A 19,816-nucleotide genomic window follows, 5' to 3' on the forward strand; every position below is an offset into this window, starting at 1 on the left:
CCAGTGTAGGCCTGCCTTAGTGAGTCGGTGAGAGCCCGACTTTCTAAGTCCAGGCGCCGAGTCGAGGTGACGATGTCTGATGGTGCTGAAGTGTCTGATGCGCTGTATTTTTGCTCGTGAATCCCCAAGGTGTGGATGCGAAATCGTTATACGAATGTTGCCAAAGAGATAAAAGAGGTAAGGTACGCCCCATGACAAAACTTCACCGCTTAGCCTTCACCGCGAGCCAAAAGCGCAGCATGTCTGCTGCTTTTGGTGTCATCGCGTGTGCTCCGCTACTGCTTGCGGGCGTAGCTGGAGCTACTCCAGCCCCGGCACAGGACATGCCGGAAAGCCCGTCGCTACCGACGGAAGTTATCTCCGACATCGCAAACAACGCTCAGGCAACCGAAACCTCAAACGCCAAGGAGCCCTCGAAGCCGTCTATTTCGACCCGGACGGGATTCCAGCGAGGCCCGGAGGGAATCGACGTGTCCAAGTGGCAGCGCCCGGGCGGTGCAGCCTTGAACTGGCAAAAGGTTGCGGCCTCGGGGCAGAAGTTCGCCTTCATCAAGGCAACGGATCCGACGGAAGGCGATAGCGCTTACTTCATTGAGGACTCCGTCGCTGCTGCAAAGGCCGGGCTGCTTATCGGCAGTTATCACAAGGCCCACCCGGATCAGTCCGCTACCGAGCAAGCCGATGCCTATGCCGCGCTGCTAGCCAAGCGTGACGCGGCAGCTCCGAATGCGAAGACCCTCCCGCCGGTGCTCGACATCGAGCTGGACAACGGTCTCAAGCCTGCAGCCCTGCAGGATTGGACGAAGCAGTTCCTCCAGCGCATCGAAGCCAAGACCGGCGAGACACCAATCATCTACACCTACCGTTCCTTCTGGAAGGTGCAGATGGGCAACTCCACGGACTTCACCAACTACCCGCTGTGGCTCGCTGCCTACCAGGACAACGCCCCGACCGACATCCCCGGCGGCTGGACCAGCATGCTGTTTTGGCAACGCTCCTCCACTGGCAAGGTCTCTGGCATCCCCACTCAAGTCGACCAGGACGTATTTAACGGCAGCGCCGAAGAGCTAACTGCGCTTGCCGATGCCCACTAGGGGACGCGCCACTAGAACTTGGTGCGCCCGGAGCGCCAGCCGATTAGGGCCGGGATGATGTCGTCGACATTCTCGACCACAATGAGCGCGTCGAGGAGTTCCGGGCGGATGAATCCGGCGTCCACCACGGTTTGGAGTAAATCCAGCAATGGCTGCCAGAACCCGTCCGGGCCAAGCAGCGCAACCGGCTTCGCGTGAATGCCCAGGTGCTGCTGGGTCCACACCTCGAAGAACTCCTCCAGGGTGCCCGCTCCGCCGGGCAGCGCGATGAAGGCATCGCCCAGCTCGTACATGCGGGACTTGCGCTCGGCCATGGTTCCGACAGTCTCCAGTCGAGTCAGCCCGCGATGTGAAATCTCTTTAGTGACCAGCACCTCCGGCATGACGCCGACGACATCGCCGCCGGCTGCTAGAGCCGTGTCGGCGATTGTGCCCATAAGTCCGATAGAGGCTCCGCCGTAGACCAACTCGACTCGGCTCCGGCCCAGTTCAGTGCCCAATTGCTCGGCGGTAACGCGCCACAAGTCGCGGTCACCGAAGCCTGAGCCGCAGAAAACCGTCGCTGATTTCAAGACGCGCTGCGGCTCGAGCTTCTGCGCGGCCCCAGCTGCCAGTCGTGCTTTCGCCTCCTCGCGCAGCTTCGGCAAAGTCGACTCCACCAGCATAGGAGCCAGTTTTCCCGTCGGCAGCCACGGATCAACCCAGCGTAGCTCCTCAATCTCCGCGCGGGGGCGCAGCGATGCCAGCTCCTGTGTGAATTGCCCGGCATATCGAACATGGTGGCCAATCACCCGGAAGCCCTCCTCGTTCGCAGCTGCAGCCTCTGCTATGCCCCAGGGAGTTAGTGACGAAGCGTCGATAGGCACCCCGAGCTCCTCGGCGAACTCGCGTGCAGCGGTGACCTCAGGGGCGGAGGTCGACTCGTGCGGCTCGAACTTGCCACCCGGCAGCATGAAAGTGTCGGTGCCTTGCTTGCGGACACACAAAACCCGCCCCAGCGGGTCGGTCACAACTACGGCTGCAACGACGATGGAGCGGGTTTGTGCGGAGCTCAATTGACTACTCTTCCTTAACAATCATCCGTCCGGGCTTGTACCAGCCCATCCGCGTCACGTCCTCATAGTCAATCTCGGCAACATCCGGCTTGACCTTGTCCTTGTTCGGGCGCGGGGAGAGCTTTTCTACAGAACCCCAATCACGAGCCCAATCATGGTTCAAATAGGTGGGCACTGCAACCGACTCGTTGATCGCATCGGAGAAGCCCAGCGGGCCACCGCCGACAGCGGACTGCCACATGTCCGCACCGACAACCTTCAGGCCACGGTCCGGGGTAATGCGGTACTCGGGGCGCTCAGCGACACCGGCGAAGTGATCGAACGGGCGCTGGCACGGGAACTGGAAAGCCACCGGCCAGTCAGGAATGGTTGGAGTCTCCGGCGGGATGACCTCCGACATTGGCTTTAGCTGCGCGATACGCGGCGGGGTCAGCGCCAACCACTGATCCTCAGAGACGTCAGTATCCTCCGCGACTAGGCGTACCGCTGTTGCGCCCTCCGGAATCTGATCCGTGGGGAAGCGCAGGTTACGCCATGTCGGAGCTGGTCCGACGTCAATCGGCTCGGCCTCGCCGAGGACCTCGAACGCGCCGTTCGCGCCGGGGCGTCCGTACTCGGCGACCAGCTTCTGGCCCGACTGCTTCACACCGTTGATGTCATGGTGGAAGATGCGTCCCGCGGCGGAGACGATAAGAAGCGGGTGCTGATCGTCAACCTGAGGGAGCTCGAACCACGAGGTTTCCAACATCGCGGTGCGCTGTACCTTATCCGAGTACGAGCCCAATACCGGTATTCTCTTCGGATCCAGACCGAAGGGCAGCTCGACGCGCGAGCCGTTGACACCGGCCTCGTTGCGGGTACCACCCGAGGTGCCGGCGTTGGAGCCGCCCTCGACCAGATTTGCGTCCGGGCCGCTGTCTTCCTCATTCGCGGTACTGGACTGGCTCTGATTGGTGTCCACTGCGTCCGCGGTCATCTCCTCCGGGACACCGTCTGGGGTGAATCCGGAGTCAGTGTCGCCTTGACGCAGGGAGTTCTCCAGCGGAGTACCGTCGACTGCCTTCAAGAAGCCCTCGTTCGCGTCGGGCTCCATCAGCACGTCGGAAGCCAAGTTACAGGTCTGGCCGGTCATCGAGCGGAGGTTCCCCAGTGCAATCGAGTACGCCGGGTACTGTCCAACCGCGGCCTTGGCAAGTGATGCCACGGCGAAGAAAGCCACCAGCAGGGTGACCACCGCAATTGGAGAGGCCGCCACAGCAGTAAATCGCCTATTACGTGGTGACGATTTCCGCTTGTTGTACTTTTCGCTGAACTCCTGGACGAAGCTCATCACGGCTCCAGCAGCGAGCGTCAGCAGAGCAAGCGCCAGGACAATGTCACCCGCCTGTATGCCCTTGAGCTGGATGGTCTTGTCATACCACGGCACACCGTAGGAGGAGACGTACCACCAACCGTTAATGCCCATCAGGCAGAACGCCAGGATGAAAATGAACCCGCCAGCAAAGAGCAGCTGGTTGCGACGGTTGCCTGCGACCCAGTGGCTAATTGCCATCGCGGCCAGCGCCGCCAGAGCCGACGCGATTCCTGCGTACACACCGAAGTGGTGAGTCCACTTGGTCGGTGTGAAGGTCAGGAAGAACATCGTGCCCAGGAACATGAACACAAGGCGTGCCGACGGCCCCGCCAACGCTCCCGGCACAGTTCGGTGACGTAGCAGAGCGGCAATTGTGATAGCCAACGAGGCCAGCGCCATGAGAACCGCGAAGCGACGGGTAAAGGAACCGTCGACGGACTGCAGAAGCAGCCAGTAGTAGCGGATGTACTCGTTGAACCAGGGCTCTGAAGGGCCGATGATTCCGCGAACGCGGATGGACTCCAGAACGGTTGCCAGTGTCTGATCGCCGAAAACTCCAACCAGGATGGCGGTACCCGCAGCCAGGAATGGCGCGACCTGCATCGTGGGAGCCTTCCAACCACCGCCGAGGGCCTTGTGGCGCTCCACGACGATACGCACCAGCATGGGCAGGCCCGCCAGCAGAGCGGCGACCGCCATGAGTCCAGTCGGGCCGGAGCCCAATGAGAGAGTGGCGATGATAACGCCGACAACAGCTGGCAGAAGGCGCCGAGTCAAGATAGCACGCTCAATAAATACCCAGGTCAGCAGGGAACCGAGGGCAATGACCGGTTCCGGGCGAAGGCCGTTGTTGTAAGGCAGCCAGAACGCCAGCAAAATACCCGCAGCCGACCAGTAGGCGACGCGACGCTGAGCGATGCCCTCGCCCAGGCGCGGGATGATCATCCGGGAGACCACGAACCAGACGAGCAAGGCGGAAATCAGCGCGGGCAGGCGCATCCAGACCGAGGATGTCGAAACCTTGACCATGAGCGCCAGCAGGTCGTAGTACGGGCTACCGAACGGAGATTCAGGCGAGCCGAACCAGCGGTAGTAATTGGCCATGTACCCGGAGTGATCGGATACGCGGGCCATTGTGAAAATATAACCGTCGTCGGAAGTGTTCGCACCGACGAAGTGCCAGATCAGCAGCACTGCGCCAACCAGAAGGTCCAGCGGCGTGGGCTTCAGGGCGCCACGCTTGAACAGCGGGGTGAACTTGGAGCCGTCAATGCGGTCAATCAGGCCGATGGCGACCAGCGAGGCCAACGTCAGCAGAAGGCCCAGGAACATAACAAGGTATTTCACTACCGTCGGATGCGAGGTGTAGCGAGAGTCGATGTTCATGTGGACGCTCAGCCCGTCCGCGACGGCCTTCGCTGCGTCGCCGTCGGCAGGCAAATCGGTGTAGAAGCCGGTGACCTGCGGGCGCACGTCTCTGCTGTCGGTCTTCGACAGCTCCTTGCCGTCCTTGTCCACCGCGCCGGGCACAGATGCGGTGGTCCCCTTCCAATCTGAACGAATCTCCAGCATCTTGCCCGAGTTGGCCTTTAGCTGTTCCGAGGTGATGCTCAGCAGGACGCCGTCTCGGAGGATTACATCGACGCTCGAATCAGTAGAGCGGATAAGCATGCCACGGGTAGTCGGCTTTTCGGCGGTCGGGGGAATCGTTGACAGCAGGGTGCTGCGCCCCTTCGGCAGCTCTTCGACCAGCGACAGCGGGATGTCGATGGATAGGTCCAGGGGTGCCTGGGCCATAAGCGGTGCGTCGACCGAATTCAGAGTCCCGCGCTGCGGCCAGGAAACAGATGACTGCGTGTTAACTACGGGGAGAAAGGGCGTAATGACGAAGCACAAAAAGCCCACGATGCCGGCGATAATCGCGGTCCAGCGAATCAGCGGTGTGGGCTTCGGGCCATCCATCGGAGGTCTTTCGACCAGGTCGATGGTTACGTCCGGAGAACCGTCGCGGGGTTTCTCCTTGATTTCCTGAGTATCGGCAGATTTGGCTGTCACAGAGGCAAATTCTACGGTACAAAACCATTTTGCCTGCCCTGCAACGCGGAAACTACTAGTAAATAATCACATCAGTAACAGAAATCACTCTATTGTCGTATGGCTACGACGAAGGGCCCGACTTGCTTCAGATTCCAATGCTTGTCGAAAACTGAGCGCGCAAACGACAAGTTCCGAAAGATCACATTCGGGTTATTCGGATAAATATCATCCGCGATGTCTAGCGTCAGTGGGCCGGCGTCCTTGCCGCCCACAGGCTTGGCCTCCCCGCGCAGCACGATTGCATCCGGCCCGCGCCACGGGGCGGCATCCATCGCGGCAATCAGCTGATCCGGGTCCTTAATCTTCGACCAGGCCTCCAGCGCCTCATTGCGGCGGTCGAACTCGCCTAGTGGGTTAGCGTAATGGCTGGTCAGAGCTTGGAAAGAATACCACGGGTAGAGCGCCTGGAAATTTTTCTCGTCCGACAGCACGACCGTCTCCGAGGGCACCAATCCGGCGTCGCGAAGCGTCCTGTCTACTTCCGCGTACCAGGTCCCCGAGTTCGGAGCGAAGCGATCCGCGCGCTCACCATTGCCGTCTGTATCCGTGTGGGCCAGGTCAATCGCGCCGTGGATCTTGTTCGGAATCGACTGCGCGTAACCGATACCCGCCAGCAGTAGCAGCGCCGCCATAACCGACGTAACCTTCCGGGCCACACGTGGCGAAGCCGCCTGGGGCCAGTACCTCTCCACGCCGTTGAGGCGGGCGTCGGCAAGCGCGAACACGCCCGCGGTCAGCAGCATGAAAGTAATCGGCGCGGCCAGGCGGAAGCCCAGCAGGGTCTGGCCGACCAGCGTGGCAATCATCGATGCGACTGTCCAGCCGTAGAGCACCAGTGTGGCAAGCCCCATCGCTCGCGCATCTGGCTCCGTCGCGCGGACCAGCAGCCAGATCACGCCGACGAAGCAGACTACGCCGATGACGCTCGCGGCGAACATTGGAAGATAGAGCTGGGCGCCGTCGGCAGGCAGATAATGTGTCGCGGTCGCACCCGAGCGAGGCTTACCGCTTAGCACCGCCCACACGTACGGACCCCACACGGTGGCCGCAATAACCATGGAGCCGACACCCATCACCGCCAGGCGCAGAACAGGCATCCATGAGCGTGCCGACGCCCACGCCACCAGGGCTAGGACAATCACAATCAGGGCGCCAACGCCGGTGTGGAGGGTGTAGAAGGTGGCCGAAATACCGAGGAAAACAATTACGCCAATCATGGCGGACCAGGCGCCCCCGAGGCCCCTCCAGGCCATGACCGACATGGCGGGAAGGCCCATCGCGACGGCCGCGGCATAGGGCTCATCGGCGACTGTGGCCAGGGCTACGGCCGTGGTGACCAGGGCAATTCCCGTGGCCACGGGGAGCGAACCGCCCAGGCGCTGCCAGACGGGGACGAGAATGCAGCCTGCGGCGGCCAGGGTCATCAGGGACCAGGGTTGGAAGACTTCCCAGCCGTCAATACCGAGTAGGTTTGCCAGGCGGCCGCCTAAGAAGAACCAGCCGGCCGGATAGTAGGAGGCGACGTCGATATAGGACATGTCGTGCAACCCGAACTCGGCAGTCATTCGGGTCAGGTACTCCGTGCGGAATTCCTGATCCACCGAAAGGCCGTCGAGCCAGAGTTTCGTGGACCCGAGTGGTATGCCAACCGCTGCGATGACCAGTGCCGCGGGGGAGAGATAGGACACCAAATAGGTCAGCCAGGTCAGCCACCGGGGCCGGTTGTCGGCGCCCTTGGTGGCGAAGAAGTACAGCAGAACCGTTGTAGCGACCAGGATGATCACGATTGCCGCCGTCGCGACCGCGCGGGTCAGCTGTGAGCCGCCGAACGCCGGTAGCGACAGTCGGTGCAGGACAAACCAGGCCGCCAGGGCGGAGGCAGCGCCGCCGAAAAGGGCCGCGACCAGGCCCAGCAGCCCGGCCTTGAGGGAGAGCTGATCGTCGTCGAAGATCTCGTAGCGATCATCATCGACGAAAAGGGGTTCCTGGTGCTTCGTGGCGTTCGTGTCCTGCTTGTCAGCCATGCTTTTAAGTGTTGCACAGTCTGAGCAGTTGTGACGGATGGGGCGCATGAGGCCCCAGGGTAGGGCCCTGAAGGCTCAGCCCTTAAATCGGCAGCTTCTTGAAGATCGGGCGCGGGATGTGCTTCAGAATCATCATCACGGCCTGGAATGCGGGCGGAGCCCACACCAGGGTCTTGCCCGCCTCAACGGACTTGACCGCCAGCTTGGCCACATCTTCCTTGTTCACAGTCAGCGGTGCCTCGTCGACATCCGCGGACATGCGGGTGCGGACCTGACCCGGGCGGATGACCAGGGTCTTCACGCCGTACTCTTCCAGGGCCTCGCCGAGGTTCAGGAAGAATCCATCCAGGCCGGCCTTCGTGGAGCCGTATACGAAGTTGGAGCGGCGCACGCGCTCACCCGCAACGGAGGACATGGCGATGAATTGGCCATGGCCCTGTGCCTTGAACTTCTGGCCCACCAGGACACCCATCGACATAGCGCCGGTGTAGTTGATGTTTGCTGCCAGGACCGCCTTGCGCTGGTTCTGCCAGAGCTCCTCGGCGTCGCCAAGCATGCCGAAGGCAACGATGCAGATGTCGACATCGCCGTTGGCAAAGGCCTTGTCAACGACCTCTGGGTGGGAGTCGAAGTCGGTGGCATCGAAGTCGAGGGTGACGACCTCGGAGGCGCCAGCGGCCTTCATCTTGGCCTCGGAGTCCTCGCGTAGCGGGTCGTTCGGTAGCGATGCGAGGATGACCTTCGCGGGGCCCTTCTTCAGGAACTCGGCGGTGATTGCCAGGCCGATCTCGCTGGTGCCACCGAGCAACAGAATGGACTGGGGAACGCCAACGGCGTTAATCATAAGAATTGATCCTTTCGACGGTTGCTCCGCGGCCAGGCCGCAGAGACCGGTTTCCGGTTAGCGTTAGTGCAACTCCAGGCGGCGGGACATGTCGGATGCGAAGACACCGTTCGGGTCGATTGCGTCGCGGGTGTCCAGCCAGCTCTGCATGCCCGGGTACATCTGGTGGAAGTTCGCAGCGGAAGTGCGGGATTCCTTTGCCAGGTACAGACGGCCGCCGAACTCCATGACGCGCTTGTCCAGGTCGTCCAGGAATTGACCCAGTCCGGCCTTGATCGGGAAGTCGACGCAGACGTTCCAGCCCGGCATCGGGTAGGACAGCGGTGCCTGGTTGCCCTCGCCGAAGAGCTTGAACACGTTCAGCGCGGAGTAGTGGCCGGAGCGCTGAATATCGCGGACGATCTCCTTGAACGGCTCGACTGCTTCGCGCGGGACCACGAACTGGTACTGCAGGAAGCCCTTCTTGCCGTAGCCACGGTTCCACTCGCCAATCAGGTCGAGCGGCTGATAGAACTGCGTGAGGTTCTGGATCTTGTTCTTGTAGGTGCCGGATTTTAGCCACCACAGCTCGCCGATGGCAATCATCGACAGCTTGTTCATGGTGAAGGACGGGAAGATATCCGGCACGGTCACCAGCTGCGGGGCGTTGAACTTCAGCGGGTCCTTCGCCAGCTTAGGGGCGAGCTCCTCCAGCTGTGCCAGCGTCGCCAGCGAACCGCGGGAGATGGCCGCGCGGCCGAGCTTCGGCTCCGGCGAGATCGCGTCGAACCAGGCAGAGGAATAGGTGAAGTTCTCCTCGGAGCCATCCGAGTGGAACTCGATGGTCTCGTCGAGGGTATGCGTCATGTCGCCATCGGCGATGAAGTACGCGGTCTCGGTCCGGGTCATCTTGATTCGGGCGCGGACGATGATGCCGGTCAGGCCCATGCCGCCGACGGTTGCCCAAAACAGCGAACCATCCGGGTCATCCTCCGAACCGTTCGGCTCCAGGTGCAGGATGCGGCCATCTGCGACCAGCAATTCCATGCTCAGCACGTGGTCGCCGAAGGAACCGGCCGAGTGGTGGTTCTTGCCGTGAATATCCGGGCCGATTGCGCCGCCGATGGTGACCTGCCGAGTGCCCGGCAGAACCGGAACCCACAGGCCGTAGGGCAGCGCGGCTTTCATCAGCTGGTCCAGCGTCACACCACCATCGACATCGACAATCGCTGTCTCCTGGTCGATTGAGTGGATGTGGTTTAGCTTCTGCATGTCGATGACCAGGCCGCCGGAGTTGACGGAGGGGTCACCGTAGGAGCGTCCCATACCGCGGGCGATGACGCCACGGCGCAGATGGTCAGGCTTGTCCGAGTTCTGATCTGCAACAGCCTTGACTGCGTTGACGATCTCTTCCAGGTCCGGCGTCGACAGTACCTGGGACTTAGCGGGGGCGGTACGACCCCAGCCTGTGAGGGTCCTGGCTTCTGTGTGTACGGCTCCGTAGGCACCGGTCGAAGCTTCGGTGCTGGCCTTGCCGTTGTTGTTTATGGACATCAACGCCAGGCTACCCCTTTGGGCTCCCGTCGTCGCCTAGAAACACCACCGCAAAACGGAAATTTTCATCACCATGTGGGCGTCGGGAAGCGCTTCTACCTGGGGGGTTTTGAACGACGACTAGATATCCATAATTCGACGGATTTCCTCCGGCAGCATTTCCTGCGAGGTGATTTGGGGGCCTTCGTAGACCTCGAGTGCGCGGTAAACCTTGGCGCGTTCCATACTGTCGAGCATAGGCAGCTCCTCGGCGAAGAGCATCACCATCTGGTTCGACAGCGGGGTGTTGGTGTACTCGGCCGCCATATTGATGGTCTCGCGCGGCTTCTTTTTGAAAAAGTCGAACATGCGATTCAGGTTACCCGGCCTACTTCGGGCTACCATCAACGTCATGACCGCAGCTTCCGCCGCATCTGCCCAGTCTCCCGTAGCTCCGACGCTCGCCATCGCCAGCGCGACCTCGCCCATTGTGGTGTGGCACGTGGAGCTCTCTCCGTCGCTCACCGGCGACCGCCTCTCGGGCGCGTGGCTCGTAGATCCGCTTGCCGACGATGCCGCCGACGTCCTCTCCAGACTGCTGCGGGATTGTTGCGTAGCGGTGCTGAGAGGCCCCGAAGACAGTGGCGACACCGATAACGAGACGGATTCGCAGCGCATGCTGCACAGTGCGATTGCGGACGCGAACGCCCAGGTGGTCGACCTCGCTGCAAGCGTGGCGGGCATCCGCGAGCACATCGCCGAGCTGAAGGCTGCGGTGAAAGAAGAGAAGGCCAAACCAGGCAAGGACAGGCTGACGGAGCCGCGCTTCCCACGAGTGGCTGACGTAGAGGTCATTGACTTCCCTCATGTCGGCGTGGAAGTCGCAGGGCCCGTATTGGGGCTCGCGCGTGGTGTGGAGAAGCTTATTGCCGAGTGGCAAGCGGTTGAGTCGCAGCGAATTCGCCGCAAGTACCTGCATGAACCCTGGGGGAAAGACGTGCGCCAATTGCCGCTGGTCGGCGGCTGAGAGAGCGCCTGAAAGTGCCGGCCTTCGGAGCAGAATTGGCCGCAACCGGGCACGCGCTCCGGGCATTGTAACCACTTTTTCCCATCGCGCCCAGCTTGTTTTTCCTGCGTACGCTTGTGGGCATGGCATCCAAGACCGATAACGTCATCGCCTTCCCAGGCGTGCGCGTGGCCGCAGAGCCGGCCACGCTGGTTATCGGTGCCGCTTTGGAGGCGGAGCCCCGCAGCGTTCATAGGGTCTTCGGCATTAACGATCAGTTGAGTCTCGGCGAGCTGTCCCGAGCGCTAGCCGTAATCTTCGGCTGGCGTGGCAATGTGCCGACTAAGTTCCAGGTCCTGGCGACACAGGTGGAGTCGCCGACGTCGCTCGGGGCGCAAGGTGCCCGCGGCGGTCGCGGTAGCCGTGGGAGCTCCAGTGGGCACGGATTGCCCGGTTCCCCCGTGGTGCGCGCGGTGCATGCCCGCGCTCCGCAATATCTAGATGTGCCCGATTCCACCACCATTGCTGAGGTGCTGCAGGTACCGGGCGATAAAATCCTGTGGCAGTGGGGTCTGTGGACCCATACCCTGCAGGTTCGCGAGGCTTTCGCCCGTGATGATGCCACGCCGGACGCCCTATGCATTGGCGGCAGCGGCACAGTTCACGCGCTCGGTGACCTCGATGGAGAAGACATCATCGATATCGCTGCCATCAACGAGGAGTTGACCGGCCGCGATTCCATCCAGACCACCCTTGCCGCCACGCGTGCCGACGTCGTCGACGTCATCGAACGCTCAGGGGTCTTCGAATTTGTCCCGCTTCTGCAAGCACTCGACTTGCATCGCACTGAACCGGCCGCGGTGGAACTGGGCGGGGCCGAGGGGGATGACGTCGTAAAGCGGCTGCGGGCCCTGCCACTAGAGGACGCGGAGGATGATCCGGCTGGGCACGACGCGGCGCTGGTAAACATGCTGTGTCTCGCAGCGCTGACCAGCGATGAGCTGCGACACGACGTGGCGGCACACGTGATGGAGTCGCTGGGGTGGGTCGGCGACGATGGCGCGCCGCTCAGCGGAGAAGACATTGAGCACCTGTGCCCGCGCAGCTGGGAGGAGATGTGTGGGCTGGGTCTTTGTGGGGAATACGCGCTTCCCCCGGTGGCTCGACTGGATTTGCTGCGGGAGACTCTGCGCCGCTGATGCGTGGCAAAGGAAGGTTTTTGCTGCGAGGTGGCATAGAATCTCACCCGTGCCAGCCAAAGAAAACACCAACGACGACCACTCGAGCGGGTTCATTGTAGAGGACTCCGCAGCAGCGCCGATGGCGACGGATGTCAAAGACGAGCACGGCCTGATGGTGCAGATGGTGCGATTCCTTATTTCAGGTGTCATCGCCGCGGTGGTGGACTTCGGTTCGACGCTGATCTTTAACTACGGTTTTGGGCTACCCCGCAACGAGGTATCCAAGCCGCTGGGCTGGGTGCTCGGAACGATTACGGCCTACATGATTAACCGCCGCTGGACCTTCAAAGCCGAAGCCTCGTGGAGGCGGACTGTGGCGGTAGCAATTCTGTACATCATTACGTTCGCGATTCAGACGCAGCTATTTAAGTACAGCCCGCTGCTTTTCGACGGTGTCTGGGGTTGGTCACGTTTTTGGACGGATACTGCTTCCTTCGTGGTGGCGCAGGGTGTTGCGACCGTAATTAACTTCATCATTCAGCGTGTGTTCATCTTCCGTGTGAAATAGCGCGATAACCTGGAAGGCGTGACTTTTTCTGCCTCGAACCAGGAACCAACTCAGGACACAAGCGTCAACTCCACCAGCGCCGCCACAGTTGTGAGCTCGGCGCAGGCGTTGGGTACGTCGGAAAGCATTAACCAGGCCAAGGAGGCAAGTGACAGCGATGCTCTGACTGTTCAGCGCGTTCTGTTCGCTCCTCCGGCGGACTGGGTGGACCCAGAGCTGTACTTCCGCATCGAGGGCGTGGGTGCTTACGATGGCTCGGTTCGCGCGACCCGTAACTCGATTACGCTCGGGCGGCACACGATTGTCCGCACCGACACCTACTTTGGTCGCTTCCGCGCCTCCTATTGGCAGCGCTGGACCTCGATTAAGGAGATTGAGATTCGCGCCCGCGTGGTTGGCTCCGCGCGAGTGCTGGCCTACACCGAAGATATCGGTGGCCACCTGCGCATGGAGGATTCTTGGGCCTCCGGTGGCTCCGATGCCGACGGCAACTGGACCGGTGAACACTCGCCGATGGCAGGCTCCGCGAACGAGGAGGTGCGCCTGACGGTTCCGCTCGACCGTTTCGCCGACGGCGGTGCGATTCACCTGCGCTTTGACACCGAGGACGCCGGCGCGAAGATTTCCGACGTCCGCTACGTCGTGCCGCGCTCCGCGATCAAGCGCGACCTGCCCACCGACCTGGTGATTTGCTCCTACAACCGCCCGGTGGACTGCGCGCGCACGGTTGCCACCCTGGCGCAGGACCTGCCGGCCCTGGAGCGTGTTCGCACCATCCGCGTCGTTGACCAGGGCGATCAGCACCCGGCCGACGAGGCTGACTTCGAGCTCGCGAAGGAAGTCCTGGGCGAGCGACTCAGCGTCGTCCACCAGCCGAACCTGGGTGGCGCCGGAGGGTTCTCGCGCGGCATGCGCGATGCCACCGCGGCGGGCGACTGCATGATTCTGCTTACCGACGACGACATCCGCCCCGAGCCCGAGACCACCCTGCGCCTATCCGCGCTGGCCGTGTGCGCCGAAAAGCCGATGCTGCTGGGCGCTCAGATGCTCTTCCTGTTCAACCCGACTAGCCTCTTCCGCACCGGTGAAACCTACGATTGGAAGGCGCTGACTGTTCGGGAGAACGACCCGAAGTTCGGTAAGGCCGACGTGGATGTCCGCAAGGCGCACCAGTTGCGTCGACTGGGCGTGGAGTACAACGCCTGGTGGACCTGCCTGGTGCCGAGCGAGGTTGTTAAGAAGATTGGCCTGGCGTTGCCGCTGTTCTTCCAATATGACGACATCGACTACGGCTTCCGCGCCGCCAAGGCCGGCTACCCGACCGACACGATCCCGGGTGCCGCCGTCTGGCACGCTGACTTCTACTGGAAGGACATCGAAAACGCCGCCCAGTACTTCGGCCTGCGCAACGCGCTCATCGCCGCCACCATGCACGGCGAGGTCTCCTCGAAGGACATGGTCAACGTCGCTTCCCGACGAATCCTCACTAACCTCGTGTCGATGCGCTACGGCCTGGCGTGGACCCAGATGGAGGCGGTCCGCGACCTATTGCGCGGCCCGGAGGTGCTGCGTAACGCCTCGCAGGGCGATTTCGCCCGTATCGGCGCCGGACGCGCGAAATTCCCGGAGACCAAGCTGCTGCCGCTGCACGAGATGCCCGGCGACCTGACTCCGGTGCGCCCGCCGTCACACGAGATCTCCAGCGAGAACAAGACCCTGGCCAAGCGCCTGGCATACACGCAGATGGGCAAGAAGCGCCCCGGCCCCGCAGCCGTGGCCTTCGAGGACTCCTTCTGGTGGCACCTGTCCACCTTCGACGACGTGTGGGTGACCGACGCCTCCCAGAACGGCGTGCGCCACCTGGTTCGCGACCTGGACAAGGAAAAGAAGATGCGTGCCGAGGTCGTCAGCCTCATGCGCGAGCTGTCCTCGCGCTGGGACGAGATTGCCGAGCAGTGGCGCCGCGCAGTACCGGAGCTGACCAGCCAGGAGAACTGGTCGAAGTTCTTCGAGGCTTAGTTCCGGTGGCTGGGGCGTAGCGGGTGCTGCGGCGTCCGGCCTTGCGGGTGGGCTGCGGGTTTGCGGCCTTGCGGCCGGTGCTGAGGTGTACCGCCGTAGCGGTATCTACCCCCGAGGTCGCGGCGGCGCCGCCAGGTGGGGATTATTCGTGTTTAATCCAATTCAAGGAATGACAGTGAAAAGAACGCGAACAATGCCCTGGAGCGCCGACCATGACCAACTCCGTGCCGCCGCGAGACAATCCGGCGGGAAATGCAGAAGATAAGACCCGTAAGCAACTCATCGCAATTATCGTGTTGCTGGTGCTCATTATTGCCATGGTCGGCACCTTTTTCTTTGTGAAGGTCTCCCGTGACCGCGCGACTGTGGCTGAGGGGCAGGGGACATCGTCGGCAAGCGGTAGCGGAAGCAGTGGGGGAGCTGCGGGCTCTGGCCCCGATGCGGCGGGGAACGCGGGCGCGGCGATTGAGGTCTACAAAAAGATTCTGGTCGCACCTCCCGCGCTGGACACGGAGGCGGGATCCGTGTCGCCGGGCAGTGAAACAAAATACGCATTGGTGCACCTTGATGCCGGATGCGTGCCCGAGCTGGTTGTAAATTACGGCCCGCATATCGAGGGCAGCGAAATCAACGCGATTGGTGTATTCGGCGTAGATGAAAACGACGAACAAGTTTCCTTTACCAAGAGCTATCTGGATGGCGTAGCCTCCGCCGGCGGTGCCCGCCGGGCCGTGCAGCGGGCAGTCAATCAGCCCGGAATGTACTACTTCCAGGCCGAGGCCATGCGTGGCAGCGTCGATGCCCTGGTGAAGAGGCAGGGAGGGGAATTGTTCGACGAGCCCGCCAATCCCGAGCCTGGGGAATTCACCCCATTTGAATGGATTCCGACCCAGCAATTGGATGTTGTCGAAGCGATTGCTGGCGGCACTGATTGTGCTCCTGGAGCTGGTGCCGAGGGAACGGCTTCTGGCAATTCTGTCGAAGCAGCTGGAGGACAAAGTCCAAAGCCTACCGCGGGCGCGAGTGTTCCCGTGCCCGCGCCCAGCGATTTCGAATCGCGCAGTGGAAGCGGAAGCTCCGGCGCTGAGGAAGAATCCAGCGGTGACGGAAGCAAGAAGACCACTTTTACGGGCACGGTGCGCATCTTCCAGACCGATGACGATCTGGTTGCCTACCAGGGGATTCGAAACCCGAACCCCGGGTCAAACACGGGACCTTACGTCATACTGATTCTCGACTCTCCGATGCAGGTGACGGCAAAAAAGTCGGGCAAGCAGGGACATTTTATAACTCGCTCAGCGAACATGCTTCTTTTAGATTCTGGTGCTGACGCTACCGGCACCGACGGTGAGCGCAAGACAGTCACGTACTCAGCCGACGAGTTGTATTGGCAATCGGACACGAGCCTCCCGATGGCCGAGCCACGAGTAAAGACCTGGTAAACGGGCAGAAAGCCCAGACTGTCGAGTTATCCACAGCCCGTCACGAAACCTAAAACCATCCACAGGAGCCGGACAAACGAGGCGCTCCGGCCAAAAGTCCGGATGGATGTAGGGCATAAATAGGGACACAATCTCCGCTGCGACCAGCCGAGCCGGTGCAGCAACAAGCACGCCCCCCCCGGGGGGCGAAGTTCCGAAAGGTCCCTGCCTCACCATGCCAGCCTGGAAAACCGACAACGACGGCCTCATCCGCTCTGTAAACCAGACCACGAGGACGCATCCATGCGAGTGCGTGGTGGCGTCGGCAAGCAGGGTTGATCTGCGTGAACCAGTGGAAACCGCGCCGACGGGCAGACGAGCCAGCGACAGTGACTTGATTCGGCTGGCCCACGGTGTGTACCTCCGGGTGTGCGAGTGGAATGAGAAATCGGTCGCGGAACGGTACCTTTCTCAGGCCAAAGCACTGGTCAAGCCTGGTTCGTCGACAATTATCACCGGCGAGGCGGCGGCCGCATTGCACGGACTGCCATTGCTGCTTCGCGGCGCCACTATCCCTCTCGCCAACTCCGGCCTGCGGGTGAAGTCGAACCCGCGGGTGCGACGTGTCAGAAATAACATCCTGACCAGCGATATCGTGGAACTCGAGGGACGGCGCGTCACTGATGTGCCGAAGACCGTCATCGATATTTGCCGGAACGCAAGCTCCGAAAATGGTCTGATTGCCGCGGATGCTGCCGTGCGCGGTTGGTGCACACCCACCGAACTCCGCGACACCCTCGCCGCCTACCCGCACTCGCCTGGTAATAGGCGTGCCCGTGCGATCATCGCCATGGCGACCGACCGCTCTGAGTCGATTGGGGAGTCGCTCACTAAGGGTTGTGTCCTCGACTCGGGGATAGCCTCGCTTTACGACGGTCCTTGCATCCTCTTGCAGCAAGTCGATTTCCACGATGAACAGGGGTTTATCGGGCGGGTCGACTTTTACATTCCGGAATTGAATCTCGTAATTGAATTCGACGGTGCGATGAAGTATTCCGTGGGCTCCGTGAAAGCGACGGAGGAGACTCTGCTGCGTGAACAGGCGCGGGAGAAGAGGCTAAAGAATTTGCACCTTGACGTGCTGCGCCTCTGCTGGGCCGACGTGCTGAATGGTCGCTGCGTGGGGTTCCTGCAGAAGGTGGCCGCGCGTCAGAGGGAGCGCATTCGTGCAGGTGGTTTGGTGTTTTCTTCAGATTTTGGGAGGTTCCGGGAGGCGCCGTTGTCGTTCAAGGAGCGCCAGCTTCGTGAGAAGCGCGTCCTCGCGCGACGGGAGCGAGCGTGTCGGGGTGGGAGTGAAGTTGGGTGATGTTGGGGTGAGGTGGTGCGGTGGGGAAGTTGGGTTTTGCGGGCCAGTTTTCCACTTGTTGGCGCGCTACTGGGTTACTTTAACCACTTGTTGGCGCGGGATCATGTTGATGTTGCGCTATAGCACGCACACAACATGATCCCGCGCCAACAAGTGGCGATGGTGGTGGAAAATGCGCCAATACCGCGCCAACAAGTGGTGTAAAGGAAGCGCACCACCTACACCGGCGCACCTGCACCAGCGCCACCAGCACACCTACACCAACGCCAGCTACCCCTTCGGGTCGAAACGCTCGAAATTCTCCGCGCGGCCCTGGCGCAGGAGCTTGAACCAACGGTAGAAACCGCGCACGTCCTTGCGCTGCACCAGGAAGAACCAGCCAAAACGCAGGAATTCCTGAGGCAGCAGCTTTCGCATGCCCGGCTGACTCATCAGGTAGCCGCGGTTGCGGTACGTGAAGTAGCGCTTGAAGTCGTCCGCCGGGTATTGGGTGTGCATTTTGCCTCCGAGGATCGGCAAGAATTCGCCGGATCCGGAAGGGTGCAGGTAGGCCGTTGTCAAGCAGGTGCCGAAGCGCAGCCCCGAGCGGGCGAGCCTGCGGTGGAACTCGACCTCATCACCGCGGATGAACAGGCGGTAGTCGGGCACGCCAATCTTTTCCAGCGACTTCGCGCTGAACAGGGCGCCATTGAACAGGGACGCGATGCCGGGCAGGAAATCGTGGTTGGAGTCGATGGTTTCGAGGCCCTCCGGCAGCGAGTGCCCGGTCGCGACCTTCTGATCGCCGAAGTTGGTGAACCACAGCTCGCCGGAATTGTCCCTGACCAGCGGAAGCTTCGGGTTCACACCGTCTTCAAACAGCTCTTCGCGCATGCGGCGCCACACCAGGCCTCGGCGCAGCGGGAACGCCAGGCGGGTCGGCGCTTTGATGTCGCACACAATCGGCGAGACGGCGTCCAGCTCGTGGCGGCGCGCGCAGTCGAGCAGCGAGTCCAACACGTGGGCGTCCTCGGGGCGTCCATCGTCGTCGGCGCACCAAATCCAGTCGGCGCCGAGAGTCAGCGCGGTGAGCATGCCCAGCGCGAATCCGCCGGCACCGCCGAGGTTCGTCTTCGAGCCGATGTAACGTACCTCGACGCCAGCGGCAGCCCCGGCGGTCTCAGCGACCTCGCGCACCCGCGGGTCGTCGCCGTTGTCCACGACAACCAGCCACTTCGGCGCCCTGGTCTGCCCCGTGACAATCGGCAGCGAGTGGCGAAGATCCTCAACGCGGTTGTGCGTCACCACAATCGCGGCGACCACGGGCCTATCCTTTTGCGACTTTCCGGCCGAATTATCGCTTGTTTGGCTCACTTCGTTCTCCATTGAGGCATTCTCCGTTGAGGACTTTTTTGGCATTGTGCCTTCACTCACCCATCTTTCCACGCCCGTCCACCGGCTTGCCGACAGCCCGCCAGCAACATCCCAGCACCCCGAAAGCTCAGTTATCGCCGCTGCGCCAGTACCTTTCGTACCTTGTCGGCGGCCTCTTTGCCTTCGTAGGCTTCGACAACTTCGTCGACGAGGCCGGCTTGGCGCACGGTACCGTGGTCAATCCATAGTGCGGTGTCGCAGAGTTGCGCCAGGAATTCGTTTGAGTGCGACGCGAACACCAGCAGGCCGGAGCGTTCGACGAGTTCGGTCAGTTTCACGCGGGCTTTTGCCATGAAGGCTGCGTCGACGGCGCCGATGCCTTCGTCGAGAAGCAGAATCTCGGGCTCGATGGAGGTGACCACGCCGAGGGCGAGACGCACGCGCATACCGGTTGAGTAGGTGCGCAGGGGCATGTGCAGGTAGTCGCCGAGTTCGGTGAAGTCGGCGATTTCGTCGAGCTTGTCCTTCATCTGCTTGCGCGTCTGGCCGAGGAAGAGGCCGCGGATGATGATGTTCTCCATGCCGGAGATTTCCGGGTCCATGCCGACGCCCAGGTCGAACACCGGAGCCACGCGCCCGCGCACGTCGGCGGCGCCGCGGGTTGGCTCGTAGATTCCGGAGAGCAGGCGCAGCAGCGTGGACTTGCCGGCGCCGTTGTGCCCGACCAGGCCGACGCGGTCGCCCTCGCGCAGATGGATGTTGATCTCCTTGAGCGCCTCTACGACCACCACGTTCGAATCATTGCGGCCAATCGCGCCGCCAGCCGCGCCCAGGAATGCCTTCTTCATCGAGCGCGATTTCGCGTCGAAGATGGGGAAGTCAACGCACGCGTTTTGTGTGTCAATGCTGACCATATCTTTTC

Annotated in this window: 15 protein-coding genes; 7 read left to right on the forward strand and 8 right to left on the reverse strand. The window is 61.9% G+C overall.

The genetic code is table 11. The annotated features are described in order from the left end of the window. Positions 1 to 191: 191 nt before the first annotated feature. Positions 192 to 1,094, forward strand: coding sequence for a glycoside hydrolase family 25 protein (locus tag CLAC_RS00480; RefSeq protein WP_053411248.1), 903 nt, complete (start codon positions 192 to 194; stop codon positions 1,092 to 1,094). 11 nt (positions 1,095 to 1,105) lie between these two features. On the opposite strand, the gene CLAC_RS00485 is transcribed toward CLAC_RS00480, so the two are convergent. The 6 genes from CLAC_RS00485 to CLAC_RS00510 all read right to left on the reverse strand — a co-directional run bounded on the left by CLAC_RS00485 (position 1,106) and on the right by CLAC_RS00510 (position 10,349). Further along, the gene (locus CLAC_RS00485) at positions 1,106 to 2,149 is read right to left on the reverse strand and encodes a TIGR00730 family Rossman fold protein (RefSeq protein WP_053411249.1); all 1,044 of its coding nucleotides are present in this window, start codon (positions 2,147 to 2,149) and stop codon (positions 1,106 to 1,108) included. Between the two features lie 4 nt (positions 2,150 to 2,153). Next, on the reverse strand, positions 2,154 to 5,558 hold the full coding sequence (locus tag CLAC_RS00490; RefSeq protein WP_053411250.1) for an arabinosyltransferase domain-containing protein: 3,405 nt from the start codon (positions 5,556 to 5,558) through the stop codon (positions 2,154 to 2,156). An 89-nt stretch (positions 5,559 to 5,647) separates the two neighbouring features. Further along, the gene (locus tag CLAC_RS00495) at positions 5,648 to 7,624 is read right to left on the reverse strand and encodes a galactan 5-O-arabinofuranosyltransferase (RefSeq protein ID WP_053411251.1); all 1,977 of its coding nucleotides are present in this window, start codon (positions 7,622 to 7,624) and stop codon (positions 5,648 to 5,650) included. A gap of 82 nt (positions 7,625 to 7,706) precedes the next feature. Continuing rightward, complete coding sequence (dprE2, locus tag CLAC_RS00500; RefSeq protein WP_053411252.1) at positions 7,707 to 8,468, reverse strand: decaprenylphospho-beta-D-erythro-pentofuranosid-2-ulose 2-reductase; 762 nt, start codon at positions 8,466 to 8,468, stop codon at positions 7,707 to 7,709. Between the two features lie 63 nt (positions 8,469 to 8,531). Next, on the reverse strand, positions 8,532 to 10,001 hold the full coding sequence (dprE1, locus tag CLAC_RS00505; RefSeq protein ID WP_053411253.1) for a decaprenylphosphoryl-beta-D-ribose oxidase: 1,470 nt from the start codon (positions 9,999 to 10,001) through the stop codon (positions 8,532 to 8,534). Positions 10,002 to 10,121: 120 nt separating this feature from the next. Further along, positions 10,122 to 10,349 carry a hypothetical protein gene (locus CLAC_RS00510; RefSeq protein WP_053411254.1) on the reverse strand — a complete coding sequence of 76 codons (228 nt, stop codon included), beginning with the start codon at positions 10,347 to 10,349 and terminating at the stop codon, positions 10,122 to 10,124. 43 nt (positions 10,350 to 10,392) lie between these two features. Here CLAC_RS00510 and CLAC_RS00515 point away from each other — a divergent pair, with 43 nt between their 5' ends. The 6 genes from CLAC_RS00515 (at position 10,393) to CLAC_RS00540 (ending at position 17,541) form a co-directional block, all read left to right on the forward strand. Continuing rightward, positions 10,393 to 11,007 carry a hypothetical protein gene (locus CLAC_RS00515; protein ID WP_245621908.1) on the forward strand — a complete coding sequence of 205 codons (615 nt, stop codon included), beginning with the start codon at positions 10,393 to 10,395 and terminating at the stop codon, positions 11,005 to 11,007. 122 nt (positions 11,008 to 11,129) lie between these two features. Further along, the gene (locus CLAC_RS00520; protein ID WP_053411256.1) at positions 11,130 to 12,185 is read left to right on the forward strand and encodes a hypothetical protein; all 1,056 of its coding nucleotides are present in this window, start codon (positions 11,130 to 11,132) and stop codon (positions 12,183 to 12,185) included. Between the two features lie 49 nt (positions 12,186 to 12,234). Next, positions 12,235 to 12,735 (forward strand): GtrA family protein, encoded by a 501-nt coding sequence (locus CLAC_RS00525; protein WP_245621909.1) that lies wholly within the window; start codon positions 12,235 to 12,237, stop codon positions 12,733 to 12,735. 18 nt (positions 12,736 to 12,753) lie between these two features. Further along, on the forward strand, positions 12,754 to 14,754 hold the full coding sequence (locus tag CLAC_RS00530) for a glycosyltransferase (protein WP_245621910.1): 2,001 nt from the start codon (positions 12,754 to 12,756) through the stop codon (positions 14,752 to 14,754). A gap of 212 nt (positions 14,755 to 14,966) precedes the next feature. Continuing rightward, a complete protein-coding gene (locus CLAC_RS00535) occupies positions 14,967 to 16,196 on the forward strand; it encodes a hypothetical protein (RefSeq protein WP_053411257.1) in 1,230 nt (409 codons plus the stop codon). Between the two features lie 214 nt (positions 16,197 to 16,410). Further along, entirely contained in the window at positions 16,411 to 17,541 is a 1,131-nt protein-coding gene (locus tag CLAC_RS00540) for a PDDEXK family nuclease (RefSeq protein WP_053411258.1), read from the forward strand. A 270-nt stretch (positions 17,542 to 17,811) separates the two neighbouring features. Here the strand turns inward: CLAC_RS00540 and CLAC_RS00545 are convergent, their stop codons facing one another. Both CLAC_RS00545 and wzt read right to left on the reverse strand, forming a co-directional pair. Then, positions 17,812 to 18,906: a glycosyltransferase gene (locus CLAC_RS00545; protein ID WP_053413144.1), complete on the reverse strand. Its 1,095-nt coding sequence runs from the start codon at positions 18,904 to 18,906 to the stop codon at positions 17,812 to 17,814. Between the two features lie 119 nt (positions 18,907 to 19,025). Further along, positions 19,026 to 19,808, reverse strand: a complete 783-nt coding sequence (gene wzt / locus CLAC_RS00550) for a galactan export ABC transporter ATP-binding subunit Wzt/RfbE (RefSeq protein WP_053411259.1) — start codon at positions 19,806 to 19,808, stop codon at positions 19,026 to 19,028. Positions 19,809 to 19,816: the final 8 nt, after the last annotated feature.

Source organism: Corynebacterium lactis RW2-5 (genome assembly GCF_001274895.1).
GTDB lineage: Bacteria > Actinomycetota > Actinomycetes > Mycobacteriales > Mycobacteriaceae > Corynebacterium > Corynebacterium lactis.

Coding starts and splice junctions, on each gene's coding strand:
- CLAC_RS00480 (WP_053411248.1), top strand. CDS start 192: ATGACAAAACTTCACCGCTTAGCCTTCACCGCGAGCCAAAAGCGCAGC.
- CLAC_RS00495 (WP_053411251.1), bottom strand. CDS start 7,624: ATGGCTGACAAGCAGGACACGAACGCCACGAAGCACCAGGAACCCCTT.
- dprE2 (WP_053411252.1), bottom strand. CDS start 8,468: ATGATTAACGCCGTTGGCGTTCCCCAGTCCATTCTGTTGCTCGGTGGC.
- dprE1 (WP_053411253.1), bottom strand. CDS start 10,001: ATGTCCATAAACAACAACGGCAAGGCCAGCACCGAAGCTTCGACCGGT.
- CLAC_RS00510 (WP_053411254.1), bottom strand. CDS start 10,349: ATGTTCGACTTTTTCAAAAAGAAGCCGCGCGAGACCATCAATATGGCG.
- CLAC_RS00515 (WP_245621908.1), top strand. CDS start 10,393: ATGACCGCAGCTTCCGCCGCATCTGCCCAGTCTCCCGTAGCTCCGACG.
- CLAC_RS00520 (WP_053411256.1), top strand. CDS start 11,130: ATGGCATCCAAGACCGATAACGTCATCGCCTTCCCAGGCGTGCGCGTG.
- CLAC_RS00535 (WP_053411257.1), top strand. CDS start 14,967: ATGACCAACTCCGTGCCGCCGCGAGACAATCCGGCGGGAAATGCAGAA.
- CLAC_RS00540 (WP_053411258.1), top strand. CDS start 16,411: ATGCCAGCCTGGAAAACCGACAACGACGGCCTCATCCGCTCTGTAAAC.
- CLAC_RS00545 (WP_053413144.1), bottom strand. CDS start 18,906: ATGGAGAACGAAGTGAGCCAAACAAGCGATAATTCGGCCGGAAAGTCG.
- wzt (WP_053411259.1), bottom strand. CDS start 19,808: ATGGTCAGCATTGACACACAAAACGCGTGCGTTGACTTCCCCATCTTC.